We start from the raw sequence: 24,645 nt of genomic DNA, 5'->3' as shown, positions 1-24,645 counted from the left end.
GTTCGGGATCAGGTCTCGGTCGCACGGACGCGACCCGGGACAACGCTTGCCACGTCAGGCGAGCACGCTTGGACGACCCGGGCATCGCCGGACCTTCCCAGGTCCACGGCGGTGCCCGGTTTTCTTTGCCCGCATGAGGTGGTCCGCGCCCGGCAGCGCCGGATCAGGCGGACGCCGCACCGGACGGGACGTGGTCTTCACCACCGCCGCCGGCCCGGGAGCCGCTCTCGGGGGTGGTCGTGGATCGAATCCCGGCGGTCTTCGCCGACATCGATAGGCGCGACCGGTCACGCCCTGACCGACGGACTCCGCGGTCGAACACAGCGATAGCCACGCAGAACCCGGAATCCGACGACGCGATCGGATGACGGCCTGCCCGATCGGTTGCGGCCGCTGACGGCCGGGAACGCTCGTTACCTGGTCACGTGCCCGATCGGGACGTTCACTCGTAACGGCGGACGGCAGCCTGGCGGGCCATCTGACGTCGCACGTCGACCTCGTCCGCCCACCCCCGCCGCGGCGCCCCGCCCTCGACACCGGCACCGGCGTGACCCACGCCATGACCGGATCCGGCAGCCGCATGACCCGCGCCATGACCGGATCCGGCAGCCGCGGTGCCGACCCCGGCAGCGGCGCTGCCGGGGTCTCCGGCCGGGCTCCCGTAGGCGACGGCACCGGGGGCAGCCGCGGTCGCCCTCGCGGTGGAGCGGGAAGCCTCGGGCACCCACGCCGCGGGCTGCTGCATCGGGCCGACCGGGCCGGTCATGCCTTCGAAGGTGACGCGGGGCCCGCCCACCGCGGGCGCCTCGACCGTCGCCTGTTCCGGGAAACCGGGGAAGCCGCCGCCCCGGACACTGGCACGGGCCGACGCCGTCTGCGCGTAGCGGCGGGTCAGCGAACCGGCGACCATGTCGTTGAACTTAACCATCAGGGCCACCGTGATCGGCAGAACCAGGACGCCCCACCAGCTGACCAGCTCGGCGAGGGCCAGGAGGATGCCGAGGACGATCGTGCCCTCGAGGAAGACGAAGCAGAGCAGGCCGCTCGGGGCCAGGTGGCGCAGTCGCAGCGTGCGGGCGTAGAGCGGCTGGTAGGCCGACTCGGCGCGACTCGATCGGACCGTCCGGGTCATCGGGAGCCGCCTTCCCGGCGGGCCGCGGCAACCGCGAAGACCGCCTGTTCGAGGGCGAAGCCGCGGTCCTCGGCGCCGCCCTTGACCGCGGCGTTGCAGTCGGCGGCGGCTCGCATCGCGGTGATCAGGCCGTCGGGGGTCCAGCCGCGGCTGCGTTCCTGGGCGCGCTGGATCTTCCACGCCGGCATGCCGAGGGTGCCGGCCAGTTGGTACGGGTTGCCGCGGCCCGCGGACGCCACCCGGGCCACGGTCCGGACACCGTCGGCGAGCGCGTCCGCGATCGGCACCGGGTCGACGCCGATGTGCAGGGCCCAGCGCAGCGCCTCGAGTGCTCCGGGCAGGTCGCCGACCACTGCGGCGTCGGCAACGGTGAAGCCGCTGACCTCGGCCCGGCCCTTGTAGTAGCGGGCGACGACCGCCTCGGTGATGGTGCCGTCGGTGTCGGCGAGCAGCTGTGAGCAGGCGGCGGCGATCTCCCGCAGGTCGTTGCCGACCGAGGCGAGCAGGGCGGACGCGGCGGCCTCGTCGCAGCGGGCCCCGTTGCGGCGGAATTCGTCGCGGACGAACCCGATGCGTTCCCGGTCGCCTTTCATCTTGGCGGCGGTGACGACGGTGGCGCCGGCGGAGCGCAGGCCGTCGGCGAACGCCTTGCCCTTGGCGCCGCCGAGGTGGGTGACGATCAGGGTGACGTCAGGGTCGGGGTTCTTCGCATAGGCGAGGAGGGCTGCGGTGAGGTCCTTGCGGGCGTCCTGCCCGCTGCGCACGACCAGCACCCGCCGCCCGCCGAACAGGGACGGGCTCAGCATCTCGGCCACTTCACCGGCGGCGAGCGAGCCGGCCTCGTATTCCCGGACGTCGGCGCCGGGGTCGGCGGCGCGCGCCTGCTCGACGGCCGTGGTGACGGCGCGGGCGGCGAGCAGCTCCTCATCGCCTTGGACGAGCAGCAGCGAGGGGGGCGGCGCGGCATTCACGTGCAACATCGTCGCACGGTGCACCGACAGGACCGCACGGCTCACTCCTGCGCGCAGGGCACCGATCACCGAATGCGAAACCAGACATATCGGCGGACGAAGATGCCTCGGCGGTCGTACAGTCGGTTGCTCAGGTCAAATGCATGGATGCCTTTTCGTCCCTTATCGACCACAATCGGACCGCTTGTCCGCGCAAAACGCATCCCCCACCCGGGCGTGTCCCCTCCCGACAAGACAGTGCTCCCCGGAGTGACGGGAGCGCGCGGAGGAGAGGGAGATCACCGGGACCACCGCTTACGGCGTACCCCCGCAAAGATCTTCACAGCGACCAGGACCGGCCCACCCAGCGCGGCGGACCAGAGTCTTCCGCGCGCGTCAGATGAGGGGCGAGACTCGCCCAGGGCACCACCCGGTCCCCCAGCTGGACCTCGTCCGCTTCCGGCAGCAACGCGGGACCGTCGTGCTCCCAGATCGCCCGGGTGGTCCAGCCCGCCGGATCCGCGTCCCGCAGCAACAGCGGCGGCAGGGGTTCCGGGGACGCGGCGGCCTGGCGGGCGTATTCCTGGACCGCGAGCACCCGCTCGGCCCGCCGCACCGTCTGGTGCAGCGGATGGCCGGGCGGCGCGGGGTACGGGATCGTGCAACCGTTCTCGTCGCTGACGTAGGCCATCGGGGAGAGCGCCGCCGGTGAGGTCAGGAAGACCGCCTCGGACTGGGCGAACAGTCCGGGCAGATGATCGCTGCCGTCCGCGGCCACCAGCAGCGTGCCCCGCTCCGGCACGAACGCCACCGGCACACCGCCGACCTGCCCGGACAGCCGCGCCAGCCAGCCCTGCAGCAACAGGTGAGAGGTCCAGTACGCGTTCCCGTCGTCGACGAACCGCACCACCACCGGCCCGGTCGCCGTGCCGTGCAGGACCGCGCCGGTCAGTTGCGACCGTGCCGTTTCGAAGACCGTCGCGGACGACACCGACCAGGTCTCCAGCTGGGCCCGGGTCACGTAGGTGATCGTCTCCGGGCTGTCGGCGACGACGAACTCGGACAGGAACGGCAGCACCGGCCGGTGCAGCGGCTCCCCCGGCGCGGCGCCGCGCAGCACCGGCCGCAGCAGCGGTGCCGCGTCCGCCCAGTCGGCGGGCAGTTCCGGCGAGTGCAGGAGCCCCGCAACGAACTCGTCGAGGATCCGACGCCGGGACCGTCCCCGCCGGCCCCGCTCGGCCAGCAGGGGCGCCAGTTGCAGGATCGTCGGCTCGTCGTCGCCCGGGACCGTGAAGTGGATCTCGAAGGTACGCGCGTGGTAGCGGGCGTCCGGCACCCCGGCACGGCGTAGTCGCCGGATGACCTGGGCGGCCAGCCGGGCGCGGGCGATCCGTCGTCGCATCAGGCCCACTTCGTCCTCGGGGTCAAGGGTGGGTGCGCCGCGTGACGATCGCGCGGGCGTCGAGATCATCGTCCTGGAGCACCGTGGCCGTCAATCCGTTCCCGGTGACGATCCGGACCGCGGTCTCCTCCTGGGCCTCGGTGATCTCGGATAGCAGCAGGCCACCGGGGGCGAGCCAGTCCGGTGCTCCGGCGGCCACCCGGCGGAAGAGGTCGAGCCCGTCGGCGCCGCCGTCCAGGGCCTCGCGGGGTTCGTGGTCGCGGGCCTCGGCGGGCAGAAAGGGGATGTGCCGGGTCGCGACGTACGGCACGTTGGCGATCAGAACGTCCACGGTGCCCCGGAGCGCGCCGGGCAGGGCGGTGTAGAGGTCACCCCGGTGGACGTCGCCGGGATCGAGCCCGTGGCGCCGGTAGTTGTCCCGGGCGCAGTCGACGGCGACCGGGTCGAGGTCGGCGCCGTGCAGCGTGACGTCCACGGAGCGCCGTGCGGCGAGACCGAGGGCACCCGAGCCGCAGCAGAGGTCGACCAGCACCGCCCCGGGCTTCGCCGCCTCCACCGCCAGGCGGACCAGCAGGGCGCTGCGAACCCGGGGGACGAACACACCCGGGCGCAGGTGGACCCGCAGACCGCAGAAATCGGCATGGCCCACCACCTGTTCGAGTGGCTCCCCCGCGGCCCGTCGCTCCACCAGGTCGTCCAGGACGGCCTCGGTGGGGGCTGCTTCCCGCAGGATCGCCGCCTCCTCCTCGGCGAAGACGCAGCCGGCGGCGCGGAGCCGGATAACGGCCCTGGTCAGGGCGTCTTCCATAGATTCGTCCTTGTCCACAGTGCGAGGTCGTCCACAAGGGCCCGGGCAGGGCGACCGGGGAGTTCCTACGGTCGGGGCCGTGCGAGAGGCGAAGGATAACGGGGAGGCCGCGGCGGCTCGGCTGCGGGCGGTCCTGGCCGGGCCACCGGCGCGACCCGAGTCGGTGCCCGAACCGGTGGCCGGGGACGGGCCGCTGGAGTGGTCGGACATCGTCCCGTCCTGGTCGGCGGCGGAGACCCCACCGGCACCGGGGCCGGTCGGCGGGTGGGTCCGGGCGTTCGACCCGGGGCGGCCGGGGGTCCGGGCGCTGGCGGCGGTGGCCGTGCTGGTCGTCGCCGTCGCCGGGTTCCTGGCGTGGCGGTCCCGGCCCCGGGTGGAGCCGGTGCCGGACGTCTCCGTCACCACCACGACCGCCCCGGCCTCCGCCGTCTCCGCCGAGGCGGTCGTGGTGGCGGTCAGCGGCCGGGTCCGCCGTCCCGGCCTGGTGCGGCTGGCGGTGGGCGCCCGGGTCGCCGACGCGCTGGAGGCGGCGGGCGGGGCGGAGCCGGGCGTGGACGTGGGCCCGCTGAACCTGGCCCGCAAGGTGGTCGACGGCGAGCTGATCGCGGTCGGGATCGTGGTGAGCGTCGCGCCACCGGTGGCCGGCCCGGGCGGGGCGGTCACCGGCGGGCTGGTCAACCTGAACACGGCGACGGCGGCCGACCTCGACGGGCTGCCCGGGGTCGGCCCGGTGCTGGCGCAGCGGATCCTCGACGCCCGGGACGCGCAGGGCGGTTTCCGGGCGGTCGCTGACCTGCGCAAGGTGGACGGCATCGGGGATGCCCGGTTCGAGCAGCTCAAGGACCTGGTGACGGTCTGATGACGCCGGACCTGCGGCTGGCCGGTTTCACCGCCGGGCTCTGGGCGGCCGCGCTGGCCGCCCTGCGCCTGTCCGCGACCGCGGGCCTCGTCCTCGCCGCGGCCGGGCTGGTCGTCGCGCTGCTCGGGCTGATCCGGAAACCACTGCCCGGCATCGTGATCGCGGTCGCGCTGGGCATCGGGTGCGGGGCGGTGGCGACCGCGGCACGGGTCTCGGTCCGCGAGGCGCAACCGCTGGTGGCACTGGTGACGGCGGGCGCCACCGTCGAGGCGGATCTCGTCGTCCAGGACGATCCCCAGCTGCTGCCGGCCGCGGCCGGACCACCCACCTACCTGGTGTCGGTGGAGTTGCGGGCGGTCCGGCCCGAGGACGCCGCACCGGTCCGTCTGTCGGCCCGGGCGCTGGTGCTCGGCACCGATCCGGGCTGGCGTGATCTGCTGCCCGGCCAGCACGTCACCGCGTCCGGTCGGCTCGGGGCGCCCCGCCCCGGCGATCTGCGCGCCGCGGTCCTCTCCGTGCGGAGACCACCCGTACCGACGAAGAAACCGTCCCGGGTGCAGCGGGCCGCCGGCGTCCTGCGAGACGGCCTGCAACGCGCCTGTGAGCCGCTGCCCGACGGTTCCGGCGGTCTCCTGCCGGGCCTGGTGGTCGGGGACGTCAGCCGTCTCGACCCGGCGCTCGCCGAGGACTTCCGGGCCACCGGCATGACCCACCTGGTGGCGGTCTCCGGCACCAACGTGGCGATCGTCCTCGGCGTGGTGCTGTTCGTGGTGCGGCGGGCCCGCGCCGGGCCGCTGCTCTCCGCCGTTCTCTGTGCCGTCGCGCTGGCCGGGTTCGTGATCCTCGCGCGTCCCTCGCCGAGCGTGGTGCGTGCCGCGGCGATGGGTGCGGTCGGTCTCCTGGGCCTGGCCGCGGGACGGCCCCGGGCCGCGGTTCCCGCACTGGCCGCCGCGGCCTCGGTGCTCCTGCTGATCGACCCGGAACTCGCCGCGGACGCCGGGTTCGCGCTCTCCGTGCTGGCCACCGCCGGGCTCCTGCTGCTGGCGCCGCGCTGGCGGGACGCGCTGCGCCGCCGGGGCTGGCCGTCCGGCGCCGCCGAGGCCCTGGCCGTGCCGGCAGCGGCCCAGGTGGCCTGCGGTCCCGTGGTGGCCGCCATCTCGGCGACGGTCAGTCTGATCGCGGTGCCGGCCAACCTGGTCGCGGTGCCGGCCATCGCCCCCGCCACGCTGCTCGGGGTGGCCGCGGCGGTGCTCTCACCGGTGTGGCCGGCGGGCGCCGAGTTCGCCGCCTGGCTGGCGCACTGGCCGGCCGAGTGGCTGGTCCTGGTGGCCCGGGCCGGTGCCCGGGTGCCGGCCGGGGCGCTGCCCTGGCCCGGTGGGGTGCTCGGCGGCCTGCTGCTGGCGGTCGTCACCATCGGTCTGCTGGTCGCGGCCCACCGGCCGGTGGTGCGCAGGCTCACCGTGGTGGTCGCGCTGGGCGCGATGCTGGGTGCCCTCCCGGTACGCCTTCTCGCATCGGGCTGGCCGCCTCCCGGCTGGCTCGTCGTCGTCTGCCAGGTCGGACAGGGTGACGCCGTGGTGCTGCCGGGCGGGCCGGCCGGGGCGGTGGTGGTGGACGCCGGACCGGAGCCGGATCCGGTGGACCGCTGTCTGCGCCGGCTCGCCGTGACCCGGGTGGCGGTGCTGGCGATCAGTCACTACCACGCCGACCACATCGGCGGGATCGACGGCGTGTTCCGGGGACGCGACGTGGCCGCGGTGATCGGGCCGGACTGGCCGGAGCCGGCCGGCGGGCGGGCCCGGGTCGAGCGGGCGGCCCGCGCCGCCGGGACGTTGCTGCGGCTCGCCGGGCCGGGCTGGTCGTACGCGGCGGGTGGTCTGCGACTGGACGTGCTCGGGCCGATCGACGCGATGCGCGGGACCAACTCGGACCCGAACAACAACTCCCTGATCCTGCGGGCGGTGACCGGCGGGCGGACCGTGCTGCTGCCCGGCGACGCGGAGACCGAGCAGCAGCAGGACCTCCTCGACCGGCTGGGACCGGCGGCGCTACGGGCGGACGTGCTGAAGGTGGCCCACCACGGGAGCGCGCTGCAGGCCCCGGCGTTGCTGGACGCGGTGGATCCGGCGGTGGCGCTGGTGTCGGTCGGGCCGGACAACGACTACGGTCATCCGAACGCGTCGCTGCTGGCCCGGCTGGCACGGGACGGCGCGCGGGTGTTACGCACCGACGAGCGGGGTGACATCGCCGCGGTGGTCACCGGCACCGGACTGGCGGTGGCCACCAGCGCAGGTTGACGTGTGCCGGACATCGACGCGTACCGGAGAATCAGCGGCGATGGACCACGACGCCGGCCAGACCGGGTCCGGTGTGTGCCGCGACCACGGCGCCCACCTCGGTCAGATAGCAGTCGCGCAGGCGGTCACCGAGACGCATGCTGACCGCCTCGACCAGGGCCGCCGCACGTTCCGGGGTGCGCAGGTGATGCACGGCGATGTCGGCCTCGCCGTCGCCGGCCGCCTCCACCGCGAGGTCGACCAGCCGGGTCAGCGCCCGCCCGGCGGTGCGCACCTTGTCGCGCACCACCACGGCACCGCCCAGCACGTGCAGGATCGGCTTGACCGCCAGGGCCGTGCCGAGCAGCGCGGACGCCGCACCGATCCGGCCGCCCCGGCGCAGGAACTCCAGGGTGTCGACGTAGAAGAGGGTGCTCACCCGGGCGGCGTGCTCGATCGCCGCGGCGGTGACCTGCTCCAGGTCCGCACCGGCGCGGGCGGCCGCCGACGCGGCCAGGGCCGGGAAGCCCAGCCCCATCGCCGCGGTGCCGCTGTCCACCACCCGCACCCGGTCGCCCACCTCGGCGGCGGCCAGTCGGGCGGCCTCGAACGTGCCGGACAGCTTGGCGGACAGGTGCACCGAGACCACACCGTCGGCGCCCTCGTCCAGCAACCGGCGGTAGACCTCGGCGAACTGGGACGGCGCGGGCCGGGAGGTGCTGACGACGGCCCGGCGTTCCCCCAGCGCACGGGCCACCTCGGCCGGGGAGATCTCCAGGCCCTCCAGCCCGTCCCAGCCGTTGACGACCACGGTGAGGGGCACGACCGTCAGGTCGTAGGTGCCGTTCAGCTCGGCGGGGAGATAGGCGGTGGAGTCGGTGACGACCGCTATGGCCATGCAGGCAAGGTACTTGATTCAGGCCCGGTTCAGTTCGCGGCCACGGAGAGGACCCGGAACGGCTCGCCCTGCATGCAGGTGCTCATCATGCCCGGCTCGGGCACGCCGACCACGGTGACCTGGGTGCCCACGGTGAGCGAGGCGGTCAGGGTCTGGTCCTTGGCGACCAGCAGATGATCGCCGGTGGCGTCCTTGAGGAGCAGGCAGCCGGGCTCCACACCCGCGGTGACCGTGCCGGTGATGGTCTTCGCGTCGGCGGGTGCCGAGCCGGAGGGCTGCACGGTGGTGCTCTCCGGGATCCCGGCGGAGGACGAGGCCGGCGCGGGGGCGCCGGCATCGGTGCTGTCACTGGTGTTGTTCGCGCAACCGGCGGCGAGCATCGCGAGGAGCAGCGCCGCGGGGGCAACGGTTCGACGGATCAACATGATGCTTGGACGCTACCGGAGGCTCGCCGGTTCCCCCGGCCGTGCCCCGCCGTCAGATCGAGGGCGGGACCGCCTTGTCCCCGACCACACCCACGTTGTACGCCGAGAGCTGCCAGCCACGGACCGCGTCATGGGTGAGCTCCACCCAGTGGCAGTTCTGCAGACCGCGCAGAGTCCGCACCTGCTCGGCCGGCCAGCCCAGCAGCTGGGCGACGCCGTACCGGGCGGCGCCGCCGTGCGTGGCGACGACGATCGTCCCGCCCGGTGCCTGCCGGGCCGCGTCCTGCAGCCCCTCGGACACCCGTTTGCTCAGGTCGTCGGCGCTCTCCACGTCGACGCCGACGACCTCCCGGCCGGCTTTCCACAGGGAGTACTCCTCCGGGCTCTGCTCGGCCACCTCCTGGGCGGTCAGGCCCTGCCAGCGGCCGAAGGAGCGTTCCCGGAGGCGTTCGTCGTGGCGCACGGTGAGACCGGTCAGCGCCGCGAGCGCGGCCGCGGTGTCCGCGGCCCGGCTCAGGTCGCTGGAGACCAGCGCATCCGGTTTCTTCCGGGCCAGCAGCGCGGCGGCCTCGGCGGCCTGCCGCCGGCCCCGGTCGTTGAGCCCGATGTCGGTCTGCCCCTGAAAACGGCCGACCGCGTTCCAGTCGGTGTTGCCGTGCCGCCAGACGATGAGACGGGTCACGGTGCCTCGGTGCCGGCAGCACCGGCCTCGACCATGTCCCGGTCGACGAACGGGACGATCGGGCAGTCCTTCCACAGACGGTCCAGGGCGTAGAACTCGCGTTCCTCGGTGTGCTGCACGTGGACCACGATGTCGACGTAGTCCAGCAGCACCCAGCGGCCCTGCTGCAGGCCCTCGCGACGCTCCGGCTTCGCCTTCTCCGGAAGGTTGAGGAGTGCTTCCTCGATGGCGTCCACGATCGCGACCACCTGACGCTCGTTGGCCGCGGAGGCGAGCACGAACGCGTCGGTAATGTAGAGCTGCTCGCCGACGTCGATGATGGAGATGTCCTGCGCCTTCTTGTCGGCGGCGGCCTGAGCGGCTGCCGTCGCGAGTTCAAGAGCGCGTTCGGTGACGGGCAAAAGAGTCCCCTCGGTCGGGTTTCATGAGCTTCAAGAGTCTCACACCGTCCCGGGAAGTCCCGAGTCCCGATACAGGCCGCGCTTGTTGATGTATTGCACGACACCGTCCGGCACCAGGTACCAGACCGGCAGGCCCCGGGCGACCCGGCTGCGGCAGTCACTCGAGGAGATGGCCATCGCCGGCACCTCGACGAGCGTCACGCTGTCCGGCGGCAGGTGTTCGCCGGAGAGTTCGAAGCCGGGACGGGTCACGCCGATGAAGTGCGCCAGGCCGAGCATGGTCAGCGCGTCCTTCCACGACAGGATCCGGGAGAGGGCGTCGGCGCCGGTGATGAAGTACAGCTCGGCGGATTGGCCGTAGACGGCACGCATGTCGCGCAGCGTGTCGACGGTGTAGGTGGGGCCGTCCCGGTCGATGTCGGCGCGGCTGACGTGGAAGCGCGGGTTGGAGGCGGTCGCGACGACCGTCATCAGGTAGCGGTCCTCGGCCGGGGAGACGCGGCCCTTCTCGTACGGCTGGCCGGTCGGGACGAACATGACCTCGTCGAGGTCGAAGCGGGCCTGGACCTCGCTGGCCGCGACCAGGTGCCCGTGATGGATGGGGTCGAAGGTCCCACCCATGATTCCTACGCGACGCCCGGCCATCGAAGGAGAATATCTTTTGTTCCGATCAGGGACGGTGGGCGGGGCGGCCGGATGGAGATCAACCGTCTAGACGGCGGCGAACGGCCGTCAGCAGGTCTTTCGCGGTGAAGGGCTTCTCCAGGAGGGCGACACCCTCGTCGAGGGTTCCCTCGGAGGCCAGGACCGGCTGGGCGTACCCGGACATGAACAGGACCCGGGTGCCGGGACGGGCCTCGACCAGGCGTTCGGCCAGCTCCTTGCCCAGCATCCCGGGCATCACCACGTCGCTGACCAGCAGGTCGATCACCCCGTCGTGGCCGGCCACCAGCTCCAGGGCCTGCGGTCCGCTCTCCGCGCTCAGCACCCGGTACCCGGCCGCGGTCAGGATCCGCCCGGTGACCTCGCGCAACGCGACCTCGTCCTCCACCACCAGCAGCGTCTCGCCGCACCCGCCCGTGGTGACCGGCTTCTCCGTCGCGGCGTACGCCTCGGCCCCGGCCCCCGGCGGCAGCAGCACGGTGACCGTGGTGCCCCGGCCGACCTCGCTGGCGATGCTCACCTCGCCGCCGGCCTGGGTGACGATGCCGTAGACGGTGGCCAGGCCGAGCCCGGTGCCCTCGGCGCTGCCCTTGGTCGTGAAGAACGGCTCGAAGGCGCGGTCCCGGACGTCCTCCGGCATGCCCCGGCCGGTGTCGGCCACCCGCAGCCGGACCCGCTCCTCGTGACAGTCGGTGTCGATGGCCAGCTCACCGGCGGAGGGCATCGCGTCCCGGGCGTTCAACGCCAGGATGACCAGCATCTGCTCGATCTGGTGGGGGTCGCAGGTCACCAGCGGCAGGTCGCCGCCGGGGCGGAAGACCAGGGTGAGGTGGTCGCCGATGGTACGCCGCAACAACTCCTGCGCCCCGCTGATCAGCGCGTTCAGGTCCAGCGGCTGCGGGCGTACCACCTCGCGCCGGGCGAAGGCGAGCAGCTGATGGGTGAGGGCGGTGCCCCGGTTGCCGGCCTGGATGACCTGCTCCGCGTCCGCGATGATCAGCGCGGGGTCGGGGCGGCCGGACTGCGCCTCCTCCACCACGAAACTCGCGTAGTTGAGGATCACGCCGAGCATGTTGTTGAAGTCGTGGGCGATGCCGCCGGCGAGCTGACCCAGGCTCTCCAACCGCTGACTGCGGTGGGCCTGCGCCTCGGCGCGCAGCCGGGCCTGCTCCTGCTCGGCGCGGATCCGTTCGGTGAGGTCACGGACCACCGAGATGGTCAGGCGGCCCTGCGGGGTCTCCACCACGGTCGTGGACGACTCGACCGGGAACTCCGAACCGTCCCGGCGCCGCAGGGTGGTGACCACCGTGCCGATCGAGCCCGGCGGACCCTCCTCGATCATCCGGCGGCGTTCCGGGTAGATCGCCTTCGCCTCGGCGGTCAGCAGCACCTCCACCGACTGTCCGACCAGGTCGTCGCGGGGCCAGCCGTACATCCGCGCGGCCCGGTCGTTGACCAGCAGGATCCGGGGGCCGTCCAGAACCAGGATGGCGTCCGGCGCGGCCTGCAGCAGACCGCTGGACAACTCCTCGGACCACTCCACGCGCCCTCCCCGCCCCGTGACCTCAGGCTACGAGGGCCACGAGGTCGCAGGGAGGGGAACGCCGGATCGGTCAGGCCCGGGAGACCAGTGCCCGCCGCATGTCGTCGTCGGCGTCCTGCACCACCCGGCGCAGGATCGCGTTGGCCCGCGGGTCGGCGAGCAGCCCGGCGGCCAGCTCGCGGGTGCGTTCGGAGACCGCCACGTCCGGGTACGCCGCCCCGGCCGTCTTCTCCGCGCTCATCCCGCTGCGGATCCGCATCATCGCCGGCATCTCGGCGAAGTAGCGCTCCACGTACGGCTCCAGCAGCTCCCGCTGTTCCGGCTGCCAGAAGCCGGCCGCGGTGAGCTCGGCCAGCCGGTTCGACAGCGAGGCGTCGCCGACCACCGCCGACCAGGCCGCCGCCTTGGCCTCGGCGTCCGGCAGGGCGGCCCGGCAGCGGGCGGCCCACTGTTCGCCGGAGGCGCTGCGGTCCCGGTCCAGCTCGGCGTCCACGGTGTCGTGCCCGGCCGCGCCGAGCACCGCCAGCCGATAGATGATCAGCCAGCGCAGGTCCTCGTCGACGGCCAGACCGGACGGCACGTCCTCGCCGGCCAGCCAGCCGTGCAGGCGGGCGGTGTCGACGGTCGCGCCGATCAGGCCGCGGGCCGCCGCCAGCTGCCGGGAGTCGCCGGGCGCCGCCGCGGCGAGCAGCCGGTCGGTGGCCTGGGCCAGCAGTTCCAGTGCGGCGGGGCGGGCGGCCGGGGTCGCGTACCGGTCGACCAGACCGCGGGTGGCCCGCAGCACGTCCTCGACGACGACCACCTCGGTCTCCGCAGGCAGGGCGGTCAGCACCAGTGTGACCAGTTCGTCGACCGGGCGTTCGCCGTCGACCACGGCGTCCAGGGTCGACGCCCAGATCACCGCGCGGGCCAGCGAGTCGTCGAGCAGGGGCAGGAGCTGGGGCACGGCCGCGGCGGAGTCCGGGTCGAGGCGGATCTTCGCGTACGTCTGATCGCCGTCGTCGAGCAGCAGGAGGTCGGCCGCCGGTTCCCCGGACAGCTCGGCGATCACGGTCCGCCCGGTCGCCGCCAGCTCCACCTCGATCAGGCGCCGCCGGACCACACCGCCGGCGCCCTTGTCGTACAGGCCGATGCCGATGTGGTGCGGGCGCAGCGTCGGGAAGCCCTCGGGCGCGGTCTGCACCACGGCGACCTCGGCGTAGTCCGGGCCGTTCCGGGTGACCTCGACCCGCAGCGTGTTGACCTGGGCGCGGCGCAGCCACACCTCGGCCCAGCCGGACAGGTCGCGGCCGCTGGCCGTGGAGAGCGCGCCCAGCAGGTCGGCCAGGGTGGCGTTGCCGAAGGCGTGCGCGTCGAAGTGCGCGTTCAGGCCGGCGAGGAAGGCCTCGTCGCCCAGCCAGGCGACCAGTTGCTTGAGGACGGCGGCGCCCTTCGCGTACGAGATGCCGTCGAAGTTCATCAGAGCCTCGTCGGTGTCGGTCACCTCGTCCGGGGCGACCGGATGGGTGGACGGCCGCTGGTCGGACCGCAGGCCCCACGCCTTGCGGTGCATCGCGAACGTGGTCCACGTGCCGCGGTACCGGGTGGCCTCGGCGGTGACCCGGGCCCCGAGGTACTCCGCGAACGACTCGTTCAGCCACAGGTCGTCCCACCAGGCCATCGTGACCAGGTCGCCGAACCACTGGTGGGCCATCTCGTGGGCGATCACGTTGGCCCGGTGCTCGCGTTCGCTCTCGGTGATCGCCGAGCGCGGGATGAACTCGTCGCGGAACACCACCAGGCCGGGGTACTCCATCGCGCCGAAGTTGAACTCGGGGGCGAACGCCTGCTGGTAGTGGCCGAACGGGTAGCGGATGTCGAACATCTCGTGGAACCGGTCCAGGCACTGCTTGGTGATCTCGAAGATCTCCGGCGCCTCGGTGTCCAGGTGGCCGGCGAGCGTGGCCCGGGCGTACAGGGCGAGCGCGATGCCGTCGTGCTCGTCGCGCACCACGTGGTAGCGGCCGGCGATCAGGGTGGCCAGATAGGTGGAGATCCGCTCGGTGGCGCCGAACTCCCAGCGCCCGCCGTCGCGGGAGACCAGCTCACCGTTGGTGGCGACGGTCCAGTCGGCCGGGGCGGTGACGCTCACCCGGAACGACGCCTTCAGGTCCGGCTGGTCGAAGCAGGGCAGCACCCGGCCGCCGTTGTTGATGAACAGGTGCTGGTAGAGGTAGACGTTGCCGTCTGCCGGGTCGATGTACCTGTGCAGGCCCTCGCCGTTGTTGGAGTAGCGCATCACGGCGTCGACGACCAGCTCGTTCGTCGCGGCGAGGCCGGTCAGGGCCAGCCGGTCGCCGGTGGCCGCGGCGGCCGGCACCGGCACGCCGTTCAGCGTCATCGAGGTGACCTCGACCGGCTCGAACTCCAGGAATGTCGCGGCGCCGGCCCGGGAACGGAAACGCACCACGGTCCGGGACCGGAACGTGTCACCGTCCCCGGTGACATCGAGATCCACCTGGTACTCGTCGACGTCGACGGTGGACGCTCGCTCGGCGGCCTCGGCACGGGTCAGGGTCGGCATGACGACCATCATGCCCGCCGGGGAGTGGCATCAGTGCAGGCACGCGCCACGGACGTGAGAATCACAACCGATCGTTCGCGAAACGCCGCCGCCGACCACCCCGGCACGGGGCGCACCCGCCTCGTCAGAACACCAGAGCGGGCAGGCGCTTCTCGAAGCGGACACGGCGCGGATCACCGGCGTACGCCCCGGCGACGGGGATCCGCCGGTATCCCGACGACTGGTAGAGGGCGATCGCCGCGGGCAGGAAACTCCAGGTCTCCAGGCGGACGACCGGGCGTTCCGCGGCGAGCGCCTCCTCCTCGATCGCGACGATCATCTGGCGGGCCAGGCCGCGACCGCGGTACGCCGGCCGTACGTACATCCGCTGGAACTCGGCGACACCGTCCTCCAGAGCCCGCCACGCGCCGCAGGCCACAGCACGACCGTTCACCACACCGATCAGGTGTTCGACGTCGTCCTGCGGCCGGAACATCCGGCTTCCCGTCCCGAGGCCGGCCTCCGTCAACTCCCGGTTCTGGAAGGTGACGAGGGCGGCCAATTCGGGATCAAGGGAGGAGCGGTACTCAATCAGCACGAACGTGACTCTAGGTGACGACCATTTCTGGAGGGTTGCGGTGATCTGGACGGTGCACTATTCGTCGGTGTCCTCGTCGTCGTCCTCGTCGGTAACAAGCACGGGGAGTTTCGAGTTCGACACGTTACTGACGGTGCCGTCCGCTGCCATGTGGACCATCTCGTCCTCGCTGCGGACCCGGCGGGCCTTGCGAGCGGCGAGACGCTCCGCGGCACCGGCCCGGGGGTTGGCCTCCTGCAGACGGGTGTCCGTGCCACGCGGACCGGAGACGTAGTCGCCGGCGTTGGGCTGCCAGTCGAACTCCCGCTCGCCGATCCGCACCGGGTCGCCGGGCTGGGCGCCCTTCTTGGCCAGCGCCGTCTCGACACCGAGCCGGTCCAAGCGGTCGGCCAGGTAACCGACGGCCTCCTCGTTGTCGAAGTTGGTCTGCCGCACCCAACGCTCGACCTTGGGGCCGCGGATGACGAAGACGCCGTCCTCGTCCTGCTCCAGGGTGAATCCGCTGTCGTCGACGGCCCGCGGCCGCAGCACGACCCGGGTCGGCTCCTCCACCGGCTTGGCCAGGCGGTACTCCTTGACCAGGGCGGCGAGCGCGTAGGTGAACTCCTTGAGACCCTCACGGGTCATCGCGCTGATCTCGAACACCCGGTAACCACGGGCCTCCAGATCGGGGCGGACCATCTCGGCCAGGTCCCGTCCGTCCGGGATGTCGACCTTGTTGAGCACCACGATGCGGGGCCGGTCCTCCAGGCCCCCGTACGCCGCCAGCTCCGCCTCGATCGCGTCCAGGTCGGCCAGCGGGTCCCGCTCGATCTCCGGCGCCGCCGCGTCCAGCACGTGCACCAGTACGGAGGTGCGCTCGATGTGCCGCAGGAACTGCATGCCCAGGCCCTTGCCGGTGGCCGCGCCCGGGATCAGGCCGGGCACGTCGGCGATGGTGAAGATCTCCTCGCCGGCCTGCACCACGCCGAGGTTCGGCACCAGCGTGGTGAACGGGTAGTCGGCGATCTTCGGCTTGGCCGCGGACATCACCGCGATCAGCGACGACTTGCCGGCCGACGGGAAGCCCACCAGCCCGACCTCGGCGACGCTCTTCAGCTCGAGCACCACGTCCAGGTTGTCGCCCGGCTCGCCCAACTCGGCGAAGCCCGGCACCTTGCGGCGGGTGTTGGCCAGCGACGCGTTGCCCCGGCCACCGCGACCGCCCTGGGCCACCTCGTATTCGGTGCCGTCGCCGACCAGGTCGGCCAGCACCTCACCGTCGAGGGTCTGCACGACGGTGCCGTTCGGCACCTTCAACACCAGGTTCTTGCCGTTGGCGCCGTCCCGGTTCGACCCGGCACCGCCGCCACCGTTGCTCGCCTTGATGTGCGGGTGGAAGTGGAAGTCGAGCAGCGTGTGCTGCTGCGGGTCGACGACCAGCGTGACGCTGCCGCCATGCCCGCCGTTGCCGCCGTCCGGCCCGCCGAGCGGCTTGAACTTCTCCCGGTGCACGGAGACACAGCCGTGCCCGCCGTCACCCGCCTGCAGGTGCAGCACGACCCGGTCGACGAACGTGGTCACTTCAGAGACTCCCTAACCGAGAAAAGCACATCGGCGGCCGGTGGCCGCACCCTCAACAGTGCCACCGCGCTCCCGGCGGTAGCCCCTCACTCACCCACATCACGCCCGACGGCGTCTGCGGTCCCGCAGACGATCGCCCCTTCCCGGATCTTGGTGCGGCAGCCATCCCGTGGGGTGGCTGCCGCACCAAGCTCGGCAGAGAGTGCCGCCTTGACCCGACGTCCGGTCGGCGCGTGGACTTCCCGTCCGGAAACGCGACAGCGGGCCGTGGACCCGAGGGTCCACGGCCCGCTGTGGAGAAGAAATTTACTCCGCGGTCGGAACGATGCTCACGGTCTTGCGACCGCGCGTCGTGCCGAACAGCACGTTGCCCGCGGCAAGCGCGAACAGCGTGTCGTCGCCGCCACGGCCGACCAGGTCGCCCGGGTGGAACTTCGTGCCGCGCTGACGGATCAGGATCTCGCCGGCGCTGACCAGCTGACCACCGAACCGCTTCACGCCCAGCCGCTGGGCGGCGGAATCGCGCCCGTTGCGGGAGCTGGACGCACCCTTTTTATGAGCCATGGCTGCCCCTACTTCCCGCTCTTGATGCCGGTAACCTTGACGCGGGTCAGCGGCTGGCGGTGCCCCTGGCGCTTGTGGTAGCCGGTCTTGTTCTTGAACTTGTGGATCCGGATCTTCGGACCCTTGGTGTGCTCGGCGATCTCGCCGGACACCGTCACGCTGGCAAGCTTGGCCGCATCGGTCACCAGGTTGTCACCGTCGACGAGGAGCACCGCGGCCAGGGTCAGAGCATCGCCGGGCTGACCCACGAGCTTCTCAACCTCGATCACGTCGCCCTCGGCAACCTTGTACTGCTTGCCGCCGGTCTTGACGATCGCGTACATCGACGCGGACTCCCTGAGACTTACGCAGCCGAGAGGGCTGCTGGCGGATACTGCTGGGATCCGGCGACCGCTGTGTGAGCGCGCACGGAACAAGCGCCGAAAAGGCGCCGTCGGAAAGACTACTTCATCGCCGGGCCCGAACCCAAACCGGGCTACTCCTGGCCGCAGGCCTTGTCCAGCGTGGCGTGCACGGCGGCGAGTTTCCCGCCGTCGATCGCGGCGAAATCCTCCCGAAGTGTGGTCACCTGGGCGCCCACCGCCGACAACGCCTTCGTCAACTCCGGGTCGTCGGCGAGCCGTGCCATGTCGAGCAGGGCCGACGAGTAGTTCTGCACCGTCCGGGAGATCCTCGTCCGGGCCTGCTCCTCGTCCTGGCCGCCCTGAGCGGCCGCGGCGACCAGGGCACGGTAGTCGGCGGCGAACCTGGTGCCGAACTCCGTACCGACGCGGTCCGCCTGGTCGCAGATGGCCGCGGTGTCCTGCGTCAGGGCCGCATCCCCCTGCCCCGTGGCGCCCTGGGCCGGAACCGCGCCCTGGGCCGGGCCGGGGCCACTCGACGCCCCCGGGGCGGGGGTGATCGCCACCGCCGGCCGCGGCGGCTCCCCCGTGGCCGGGACGGGACCGCCCACCGGCGCCCCGCTCGAACAACCGGCCACCAGGGTCAGGGCGAGAAGTGCTGCGGCACGGCGCATGGTCCGGTCTCCTCGGGATCGACGGGGGAATCGATGCCGATGAGGGTAACCGAAGACGCGACCGGGCAGTTAACTTTGTTTCAAGTTAACTGCCCGGTCGCGTCGTCACAGGTCAGGGACGCGTACGCCGTCGCGTTCCGCCCCGCCGGGTCCGGCGCCGGGCACCCGTGCCCGCACCGACCGGCTCCTCGTCCTCATCCTCTTCGTCAGCCGCGTCCGGGTCGTCCGCACCGGCCAGACGCATCGGCTCCTCGTCGGCCGGGTACTGCGCACCGTTGGTCTCCGGCGTCCCGTTGCTCTCCACGGCGCCGTTGCTCGCCGGGGTGTCGTAACGGGACAGGTCGTAGCCGCTGATGTCGTACTCGTCGTCGGCGTCCGCCGTGGAGAGCGCCGGCTGCCGCATCGGCCGGACGATGCCGGAACCCACGACCGGCGTCTGCGCGACCGCGGCCACCTCCGCCACCGGGCCGGACTCCACCACCGGAGCGGTCACCTCGACCACCGGCGCGACCGCCTCCGGCACCGGCGCGGTGACCGGAGCCACCGCCTCCGGGGCGGTGACCGGAACCACTGCCGGGGCCTCGACGGCCTCCGCAAGCGGGGTCTCCGCGACCGGCTGCTCCACCGGCTGCTCCACCGGCGCGCTCTCGCCGCCACGACGCCGCCGCTGCTTGCCCGCCGGCGCCTGCTGCTGCGGTGCCGGGCTCTCGGTACGCACCGGCGCCGCCACCGCCTTCACCTGGCCGGCCGGAGCACCGCCACCGTTGCCGTTGGACCGCTTCTCCGGCACCGGCTCCTGGTGGATGATCAGGCCGCGGCCCTTGCAGTGGTCGCAGTTCTCGCTGAACGCCTCGAGCAGGCCCGCACCGATCCGCTTACGGGTCATCTGCACCAGACCCAGCGAGGTGATCTCGGTGACCTGGTGCTTGGTCCGGTCCCGGCCCAGACACTCGGTCAGCCGGCGCAGCACCAGGTCGCGGTTGCTCTCCAGCACCATGTCGATGAAGTCGATGACCACGATGCCACCGAGGTCGCGCAGCCGCAGCTGACGCACGATCTCCTCGGCCGCCTCCAGGTTGTTGCGGGTGACCGTCTCCTCGAGGTTGCCGCCGGCACCGGTGTACTTGCCGGTGTTGACGTCGACCACGGTCATCGCCTCGGTCCGGTCGATCACCAGGTGACCACCGGAGGGCAGGAAGACCTTGCGGTCGAGCGCCTTGAGGATCTGCTCGTCGATCCGCCACTCGGCGAACGCGTCCTGCACACCGGTGTGCCGGCGCAGCCGCTCGACCAGGTCCGGCGAGACCGAGTCGAGGTAGTTCTCCACCTCGGCGTACGCCTGCTCGCCCTGCACGACCAGCTCGCGGAAGTCCTCGTTGAAGAGGTCCCGGACCACCCGGATCACCAGGTCGGGCTCCTCGGACAGGGCCTTGGGGGCGCTGCCCTCGGCGGCCCGGGCCTGGATGTCCTCCCACTGGGCCTGCAGACGCTTGACGTCGCGGGCCAGCTCGTCCTCGCTGGCGCCCTCGGCGGCGGTCCGCACGATCACACCGGCGCCGTCCGGCACCAGCTTCTTGAGGATGTCGCGCAGGCGCTTGCGCTCGTTGTCCGGCAGCTTGCGGCTGATCCCGGACGCGTTGCCGTTGGGCACGTAGACCAGGTGCCGGCCGGAGAGCGCGATGTGGCTGGTCAGCCGGGCGCCCTTGTGGCCGATCGGGTCCTTGGTGACCTGGACCAGCACCGGGTCGCCGGACCGCAGCGCCTGCTCGATCGAGCGGGCCCGGCCCTCCAGCCCGGTGGCGTCCCAGTTGACCTCACCGGCGTAGAGCACGGCGTTGCGGCCGCGGCCCACGTCGACGAACGCGGCCTCCATGCTCGGCAGCACGTTCTGCACCTTGCCGAGGTAGACGTTGCCGACCATGGTGCCGGAGGTGGCCCGGGCGACGTAGTGCTCGACCAGGATGCCGTCCTCGAGGACCGCGATCTGGGTGCGGTCCGCCTTCTGCCGGATCACCATGACCCGGTCCACCGCCTCGCGGCGGGCCAGGAACTCGGACTCGCTCAGGATCGGCGGACGGGTCCGGCGCTGCTCGCGGCCGTCCCGGCGGCGCTGGCGCTTGGCCTCGAGCCGGGTCGAGCCGGAGACACCCTGCACCTCGTCGCTGCGCCGGGGCTCACGGACCCGGACGACGGTGTGCACGCCGTCCTCGATGCCACCGGTCTCGGTCTCGCCACCGGCGCCCTTGCGACGGCGGCGACGCCGGCGGCGGGTGACGCCGTCACCGTCGACACCCTCCGGCTCCTCGTCCTCGCCGTCCTCGCTGTCGTCGGCGGACGCCTCGGCGGTCTCCTCGCCGTCGGCCTCACCGTCGGCGTCGCCATCGGTGTCGTCGTCGGCCTCGTCGGACGGGCCCTTGCCCCGGCCACGGCCACGGCGACCCCGGCGACGGCGGCGGCGGCCACCGTTCTCGTCGTCCTCGTCGTTCTCGTCGCCGTCCTCGGCGTCGTCGGCGTCGTCGGCGTTCTCGTCGGTCTCGTCGAGGACCGGCTGCACGACCTCGGCGGCCGGCGCCTCCTCGGGAGTCTCCTCAGCGGCGCCACGACGGCGGCGCCGGCTGCGGCGCACGCCCTCGGCCGGCTCCTCGGCGACGGTCTCCACCGGCTCGGCGGCGGCGACCGGCTCGACGGCCGGCGTCTCCTGCTCGGCGGCCGGCTGCTCCACCGCGACGGTGCCACGGCGGCGCCGGGCGGGCGGCGCGGCGGCCTCGGCCTGGGTGGCCTCCGGCGGCATGAAGAGCACCGCGGGGGGAAGGGCGGCGCGGCGGGCACGGGTCGGCTTGGCCGGCTGCTCCTCGACGAAGTCGTCGTCGAGCGGCAGGACCCCGGCCACCGGGACGCCCGCGGCACGGGCCGCGGAGGCGGCCTCGACAGCGGCGTCCTCGATCAGGGCGGCCTCGTCCTCGGCGGTGAGTTCGTCGTCCTCGGCCACGACCGGGACGGTCGCGACCGGTTCGGGAACCTCGGCGGGGATCAGAGCCGGCTGCTCGTCGACCGGCGCAACCACCTTGCGGCGGCTGCGCGTGGCCTTCTTCACCGGGGCGACCGGAGCCACCGGCGCGTCGGCGGTCTCCGCAGCGGGACCGGCGGCTTCAGCCTCCGGGGCCGGGTCGGCGGCCGGCGCCGCCACCTTGCGGCGGCTGCGCGTGGCCTTCTTCACCGGGGCGACCGGTTCCGCGGACGCGTCGGGGGTGACGGACGTCTCTGCACTCGGGGGTGTGTCCGGCTCGGCAGCCTCCGGCGGAGGTGCCACTGCCTTACGACGCGGAGCCCGCGTCCGGCGTGCCGGGGTCGTGCTTTCGGCGGCGGTTTCTCCGGTCGGAGCGGCAACTCCGTCCCGTTCACCGCCCTGATCTCCCAGGTTGACTGGGGGCTCGTTATCGAGCATGGGGCGCTCTCCAGTTCTCGCGACCCCGGGCGCGGGTAAGCGCTGCCACGCAGGGTCGCTGCAAGTGTTTCGGGCCCGGCCGTCGCGGACGGGCTTCCGAAGTCTGCCAACGAACGCCGACCGGATCCCGGCTAGCGTCCTCCGATGCCGACGTCACCGCGATCCGTGTCCAACGGATCGACGATCTCCCCCTGCGCGGTGAGTGTGCCCTGGGCCAGCCGGGTCACCCGTGGGGGCACCGGCGGCTCCAGGCCGGCCACCACGCGCAGGCCGGAGAGGACGTCATCGGGCCGCACGGCTGGTTGCACCTGCCGTACGACAAGGTCGATTATCGCACACGGTACTCCCATGGCCCCGGAAGGTAGGTCCGCCTCTCCCACGGCCGTGCACCGGACGACCGCCCCGCGCGCGTCGAACGACCGGCGGCCCTGCTTGGTCATGCGTTCCACCAGGACTTCCGGGGAATCCAGGAACGCGGTGACCGCCTTGCTCGCCAACGCGGGCTCGACGTCGGGCAACTCGATACGCCAGTACGACGCGTCGATCCGGTCGGCGAGACTTCCCTCACCGGCGACCACGGCGTCGAGGATGTCGAGTCCCGGCGACAGTGCGGCGTCCAGGGCCAGCCGCAGCTGATCCGGATCGGTCACGGCCTGCAGACCGATCTCCAGGTACTCCGCCTCGCTGCCGACGCCGGTGGGCGCCGCGCTGGCGTACGAAATCTTGGGGTGTGGGGTGAATCCCTGCGAGAAGGCGATGGGCACCCTGGCGCGTCGCAGGGCACGTTCGAAGGCGCGGGCGAAGTCCCGGTGTGAGGTGAAACGCAGCGGTCCGCGCTTCGCATAGCGAAGGCGGATCCGCTGCACGACCGGGGCCTGACCGCCCACGGGCTGGTTCTTCGGGGGAATGGTCCTTCTCCTAAGCGGGAACCCGGAGGTTGTTGACGGGGGTCAGGGGCAGCAGCTTCTTGCCGGTGGGGCCGATCTGGATCTCGGTGTCCATCGACGGGCAGACGCCGCAGTCGAAGCACGGGGTCCAGCGGCAGTCGTCCTGCTCGAACTCGCCGACGGAGTCCTGCCAGTCCTGCCAGAGCCAGTCCTTGTCGAGACCGGAGTCCAGGTGGTCCCAGGGCAGGACCTCCTGCTCCTCACGCTCACGGACGGTGAACCAGTCCAGGTCGACCCCGAACTGCGGAAGCACCTCGTCGCAGGCCTCGACCCAGCGGGAGTAGGAGAAGTGCTCGGACCAGCCGTCGAAACGGCCGCCCTTCTCCCAGACCCGGCGGATGACCTGACCGATCCGGCGGTCACCGCGGGAGAGCAGGCCCTCGATCAGCGACGGCTCGCCGTCGTGATAGCGGAAACCGATGGCGCGGCCCAGCGACCGGTCGCTGTTGATCTCGTTCTTGAGCATCTTGAGCCGGGCGTCGATGACCTCGGGACGCTCCATCGGCGCCCACTGGAACGGCGTGTGCGGCTTCGGCACGAAACCGCCGATCGACACCGTGCAGCGGATGTCCTTGGTGCCGGCGGCCTCACGGCCGGCCCGGATCACCTCGTGCGCCATGTGCGCGATCTCGAGGACGTCCTCGTCGGTCTCGGTGGGCAGACCGCACATGAAGTACAGCTTCACCTGCCGCCAGCCGTTGCCGTACGCCGTGACGACCGTCCGGATCAGGTCCTCCTCGGTCACCATCTTGTTGATGACCTTGCGGATCCGCTCCGAGCCGCCCTCCGGGGCGAACGTCAGGCCGGTGCGCCGCCCGTTGCGGGACAGCTCCTGGGCCAGATCGATGTTGAACGCGTCGACCCGGGTCGACGGCAGCGACAGCGACACGTTCTCGTCGGCGTACTGCTGGGCGAGACCGGAGCACATGTCACCGATCTCGGAGTGGTCGGCGCTGGAGAGCGAGAGCAGACCGACCTCGTTGAAGCCGGAGAACTCCAGTCCCTCACGCACCATCTGGCCGACCGTGGTGATCGAACGCTCCCGCACCGGGCGGGTGATCATGCCGGCCTGGCAGAACCGGCAGCCCCGGGTGCAACCCCGGAAGATCTCCACGGCGTACCGCTCGTGGACCGTCTCGGCGAGCGGGACGAGGGGCTTCTTCGGGTACGGCCACGCGTCGAGATCCATCGTGGTCCGCTTGGCGACCCGGAACGGGACGTCCGGCCGGTTCGGCACGACGCGCTGGATGCGACCGTCGTCCAGGTAGTCGACATCGTAGAAACGGGGGACGTAGATGCTCTCGGTCCGCGCCAGGCGCAGCAGCAGCTCGTCGCGGCCACCCGGGCAGCCCTCGGCCTTCCAGTCCCGGATGATCCCGGTGATCTCGAGGACCGCCTCCTCGCCGTCACCGAGCACGGCGGCGTCGATGAAGTCGGCGATCGGCTCCGGGTTGAACGAGGCGTGCCCGCCGGCGAGCACGATCGGGTGCTCCACCGTGCGGTCCGCGCTGTTCAGCGGGATCTGGGCGAGGTCGAGCGCGCTGAGCAGGTTGGTGTAGCCCAGCTCGGTCGCGAACGAGATGCCGAAGACGTCGAACGCCTTGACCGGGCGGTGCGCGTCGACGGTGAACTGCGGGACGCCGTGTTCCTTCATCAGCGCCTCGAGGTCCGGCCAGATCGCATACGACCGCTCGGCGAGCACATCCGGCTGCTCGTTGAGCACCTCGTACAGGATCTGCACGCCCTGGTTGGGCAGGCCGACCTCGTAGGCGTCCGGGTACATCAAAGCCCAGCGGACCACCGTGTCGTCCCAGTCCTTGACGACGGCGCCGAGCTCGCCGCCCACGTACTGGATCGGTTTACTGACCCTGGGCAGCAACTGCTCGAGCTGCGGGAAGACGGAACTCACGCTCATGGGTGTCCAGGGTACGC

At 72.3% G+C, this 24,645-nt stretch carries 21 protein-coding genes; 2 read left to right on the top strand and 19 right to left on the bottom strand.

Annotated features, from left to right (window positions below; genetic code table 11):
• Positions 1–442 precede the first annotated feature (442 nt).
• The 4 genes from QSK32_RS09225 to QSK32_RS09210 all read right to left on the bottom strand — a co-directional run bounded on the left by QSK32_RS09225 (position 443) and on the right by QSK32_RS09210 (position 4,292).
• Entirely contained in the window at positions 443–1,132 is a 690-nt protein-coding gene (locus QSK32_RS09225) for a hypothetical protein (protein ID WP_285471663.1), read from the bottom strand.
• Complete coding sequence (gene holA, locus QSK32_RS09220) at positions 1,129–2,112, bottom strand: DNA polymerase III subunit delta (protein WP_285471662.1); 984 nt, start codon at positions 2,110–2,112, stop codon at positions 1,129–1,131. The genes QSK32_RS09225 and holA overlap by 4 nt, the downstream gene beginning before the upstream one ends.
• Before the next feature lie 310 nt (positions 2,113–2,422).
• Positions 2,423–3,484 (bottom strand): hypothetical protein, encoded by a 1,062-nt coding sequence (locus tag QSK32_RS09215; RefSeq protein ID WP_211275398.1) that lies wholly within the window; start codon positions 3,482–3,484, stop codon positions 2,423–2,425.
• A 22-nt stretch (positions 3,485–3,506) separates the two neighbouring features.
• Entirely contained in the window at positions 3,507–4,292 is a 786-nt protein-coding gene (locus tag QSK32_RS09210; RefSeq protein ID WP_045743401.1) for a putative protein N(5)-glutamine methyltransferase, read from the bottom strand.
• 79 nt (positions 4,293–4,371) lie between these two features.
• Here QSK32_RS09210 and QSK32_RS09205 point away from each other — a divergent pair, with 79 nt between their 5' ends.
• Together QSK32_RS09205 and QSK32_RS09200 are read left to right on the top strand one after the other, a co-directional pair.
• A complete protein-coding gene (locus QSK32_RS09205) occupies positions 4,372–5,151 on the top strand; it encodes a ComEA family DNA-binding protein (RefSeq protein WP_083449116.1) in 780 nt (259 codons plus the stop codon).
• On the top strand, positions 5,151–7,448 hold the full coding sequence (locus QSK32_RS09200) for a ComEC/Rec2 family competence protein (protein ID WP_285471661.1): 2,298 nt from the start codon (positions 5,151–5,153) through the stop codon (positions 7,446–7,448). Before QSK32_RS09205 ends, QSK32_RS09200 begins: the two co-directional genes overlap by 1 nt.
• A gap of 31 nt (positions 7,449–7,479) precedes the next feature.
• Here the strand turns inward: QSK32_RS09200 and QSK32_RS09195 are convergent, their stop codons facing one another.
• The 15 genes from QSK32_RS09195 to QSK32_RS09125 all read right to left on the bottom strand — a co-directional run bounded on the left by QSK32_RS09195 (position 7,480) and on the right by QSK32_RS09125 (position 24,628).
• Positions 7,480–8,325 carry a DegV family protein gene (locus QSK32_RS09195; protein ID WP_045743403.1) on the bottom strand — a complete coding sequence of 282 codons (846 nt, stop codon included), beginning with the start codon at positions 8,323–8,325 and terminating at the stop codon, positions 7,480–7,482.
• Between the two features lie 29 nt (positions 8,326–8,354).
• Positions 8,355–8,750 (bottom strand): hypothetical protein, encoded by a 396-nt coding sequence (locus QSK32_RS09190; protein WP_285471660.1) that lies wholly within the window; start codon positions 8,748–8,750, stop codon positions 8,355–8,357.
• Positions 8,751–8,802: 52 nt separating this feature from the next.
• The gene (locus QSK32_RS09185; protein ID WP_045743404.1) at positions 8,803–9,432 is read right to left on the bottom strand and encodes a histidine phosphatase family protein; all 630 of its coding nucleotides are present in this window, start codon (positions 9,430–9,432) and stop codon (positions 8,803–8,805) included.
• Positions 9,429–9,833, bottom strand: coding sequence for a ribosome silencing factor (gene rsfS / locus QSK32_RS09180; RefSeq protein ID WP_045743405.1), 405 nt, complete (start codon positions 9,831–9,833; stop codon positions 9,429–9,431). The genes QSK32_RS09185 and rsfS overlap by 4 nt, the downstream gene beginning before the upstream one ends.
• A 39-nt stretch (positions 9,834–9,872) precedes the next feature.
• Positions 9,873–10,478 (bottom strand): nicotinate-nucleotide adenylyltransferase, encoded by a 606-nt coding sequence (nadD, locus tag QSK32_RS09175; RefSeq protein ID WP_045743406.1) that lies wholly within the window; start codon positions 10,476–10,478, stop codon positions 9,873–9,875.
• Positions 10,479–10,536: 58 nt separating this feature from the next.
• A complete protein-coding gene (locus QSK32_RS09170; protein WP_285471659.1) occupies positions 10,537–12,039 on the bottom strand; it encodes a hybrid sensor histidine kinase/response regulator in 1,503 nt (500 codons plus the stop codon).
• Positions 12,040–12,109: 70 nt separating this feature from the next.
• Complete coding sequence (pepN, locus tag QSK32_RS09165) at positions 12,110–14,602, bottom strand: aminopeptidase N (RefSeq protein WP_045743444.1); 2,493 nt, start codon at positions 14,600–14,602, stop codon at positions 12,110–12,112.
• 124 nt (positions 14,603–14,726) lie between these two features.
• Complete coding sequence (locus tag QSK32_RS09160; protein WP_045743408.1) at positions 14,727–15,179, bottom strand: GNAT family N-acetyltransferase; 453 nt, start codon at positions 15,177–15,179, stop codon at positions 14,727–14,729.
• A gap of 57 nt (positions 15,180–15,236) precedes the next feature.
• Positions 15,237–16,742: a GTPase ObgE gene (obgE, locus tag QSK32_RS09155; protein WP_045743409.1), complete on the bottom strand. Its 1,506-nt coding sequence runs from the start codon at positions 16,740–16,742 to the stop codon at positions 15,237–15,239.
• Between the two features lie 306 nt (positions 16,743–17,048).
• Positions 17,049–17,306 (bottom strand): 50S ribosomal protein L27, encoded by a 258-nt coding sequence (gene rpmA, locus QSK32_RS09150; RefSeq protein WP_045743410.1) that lies wholly within the window; start codon positions 17,304–17,306, stop codon positions 17,049–17,051.
• Positions 17,307–17,314: 8 nt separating this feature from the next.
• Positions 17,315–17,629, bottom strand: a complete 315-nt coding sequence (gene rplU / locus QSK32_RS09145) for a 50S ribosomal protein L21 (RefSeq protein WP_045743411.1) — start codon at positions 17,627–17,629, stop codon at positions 17,315–17,317.
• A 152-nt stretch (positions 17,630–17,781) separates the two neighbouring features.
• On the bottom strand, positions 17,782–18,321 hold the full coding sequence (locus tag QSK32_RS09140) for a hypothetical protein (RefSeq protein WP_157411098.1): 540 nt from the start codon (positions 18,319–18,321) through the stop codon (positions 17,782–17,784).
• Positions 18,322–18,433: 112 nt separating this feature from the next.
• Positions 18,434–21,766, bottom strand: coding sequence for an Rne/Rng family ribonuclease (locus tag QSK32_RS09135; protein WP_285471658.1), 3,333 nt, complete (start codon positions 21,764–21,766; stop codon positions 18,434–18,436).
• A 131-nt stretch (positions 21,767–21,897) separates the two neighbouring features.
• A complete protein-coding gene (locus tag QSK32_RS09130) occupies positions 21,898–22,632 on the bottom strand; it encodes a TIGR03936 family radical SAM-associated protein (RefSeq protein ID WP_083449123.1) in 735 nt (244 codons plus the stop codon).
• Positions 22,633–22,684: 52 nt separating this feature from the next.
• Positions 22,685–24,628 (bottom strand): TIGR03960 family B12-binding radical SAM protein, encoded by a 1,944-nt coding sequence (locus QSK32_RS09125; RefSeq protein WP_045743413.1) that lies wholly within the window; start codon positions 24,626–24,628, stop codon positions 22,685–22,687.
• Between the last annotated feature and the right edge of the window lie 17 nt (positions 24,629–24,645).

This window comes from Actinoplanes sp. NBRC 101535 (assembly GCF_030269225.1).
Classification (GTDB): domain Bacteria; phylum Actinomycetota; class Actinomycetes; order Mycobacteriales; family Micromonosporaceae; genus Actinoplanes; species Actinoplanes rectilineatus.
Note: the sequence above shows the minus strand (reverse complement) of the source record. Positions and strands in the feature narration are given on the sequence as shown.

Coding starts and splice junctions, on each gene's coding strand:
- rplU (WP_045743411.1), bottom strand. CDS start 17,629: ATGTACGCGATCGTCAAGACCGGCGGCAAGCAGTACAAGGTTGCCGAG.
- rpmA (WP_045743410.1), bottom strand. CDS start 17,306: ATGGCTCATAAAAAGGGTGCGTCCAGCTCCCGCAACGGGCGCGATTCC.
- QSK32_RS09190 (WP_285471660.1), bottom strand. CDS start 8,750: ATGTTGATCCGTCGAACCGTTGCCCCCGCGGCGCTGCTCCTCGCGATG.
- holA (WP_285471662.1), bottom strand. CDS start 2,112: ATGTTGCACGTGAATGCCGCGCCGCCCCCCTCGCTGCTGCTCGTCCAA.
- QSK32_RS09225 (WP_285471663.1), bottom strand. CDS start 1,132: ATGACCCGGACGGTCCGATCGAGTCGCGCCGAGTCGGCCTACCAGCCG.
- QSK32_RS09215 (WP_211275398.1), bottom strand. CDS start 3,484: ATGCGACGACGGATCGCCCGCGCCCGGCTGGCCGCCCAGGTCATCCGG.
- QSK32_RS09125 (WP_045743413.1), bottom strand. CDS start 24,628: ATGAGCGTGAGTTCCGTCTTCCCGCAGCTCGAGCAGTTGCTGCCCAGG.
- QSK32_RS09140 (WP_157411098.1), bottom strand. CDS start 18,321: ATGCGCCGTGCCGCAGCACTTCTCGCCCTGACCCTGGTGGCCGGTTGT.
- nadD (WP_045743406.1), bottom strand. CDS start 10,478: ATGGCCGGGCGTCGCGTAGGAATCATGGGTGGGACCTTCGACCCCATC.
- QSK32_RS09135 (WP_285471658.1), bottom strand. CDS start 21,766: ATGCTCGATAACGAGCCCCCAGTCAACCTGGGAGATCAGGGCGGTGAA.
- QSK32_RS09210 (WP_045743401.1), bottom strand. CDS start 4,292: ATGGAAGACGCCCTGACCAGGGCCGTTATCCGGCTCCGCGCCGCCGGC.
- QSK32_RS09200 (WP_285471661.1), top strand. CDS start 5,151: ATGACGCCGGACCTGCGGCTGGCCGGTTTCACCGCCGGGCTCTGGGCG.
- pepN (WP_045743444.1), bottom strand. CDS start 14,602: ATGCCGACCCTGACCCGTGCCGAGGCCGCCGAGCGAGCGTCCACCGTC.
- QSK32_RS09195 (WP_045743403.1), bottom strand. CDS start 8,325: ATGGCCATAGCGGTCGTCACCGACTCCACCGCCTATCTCCCCGCCGAG.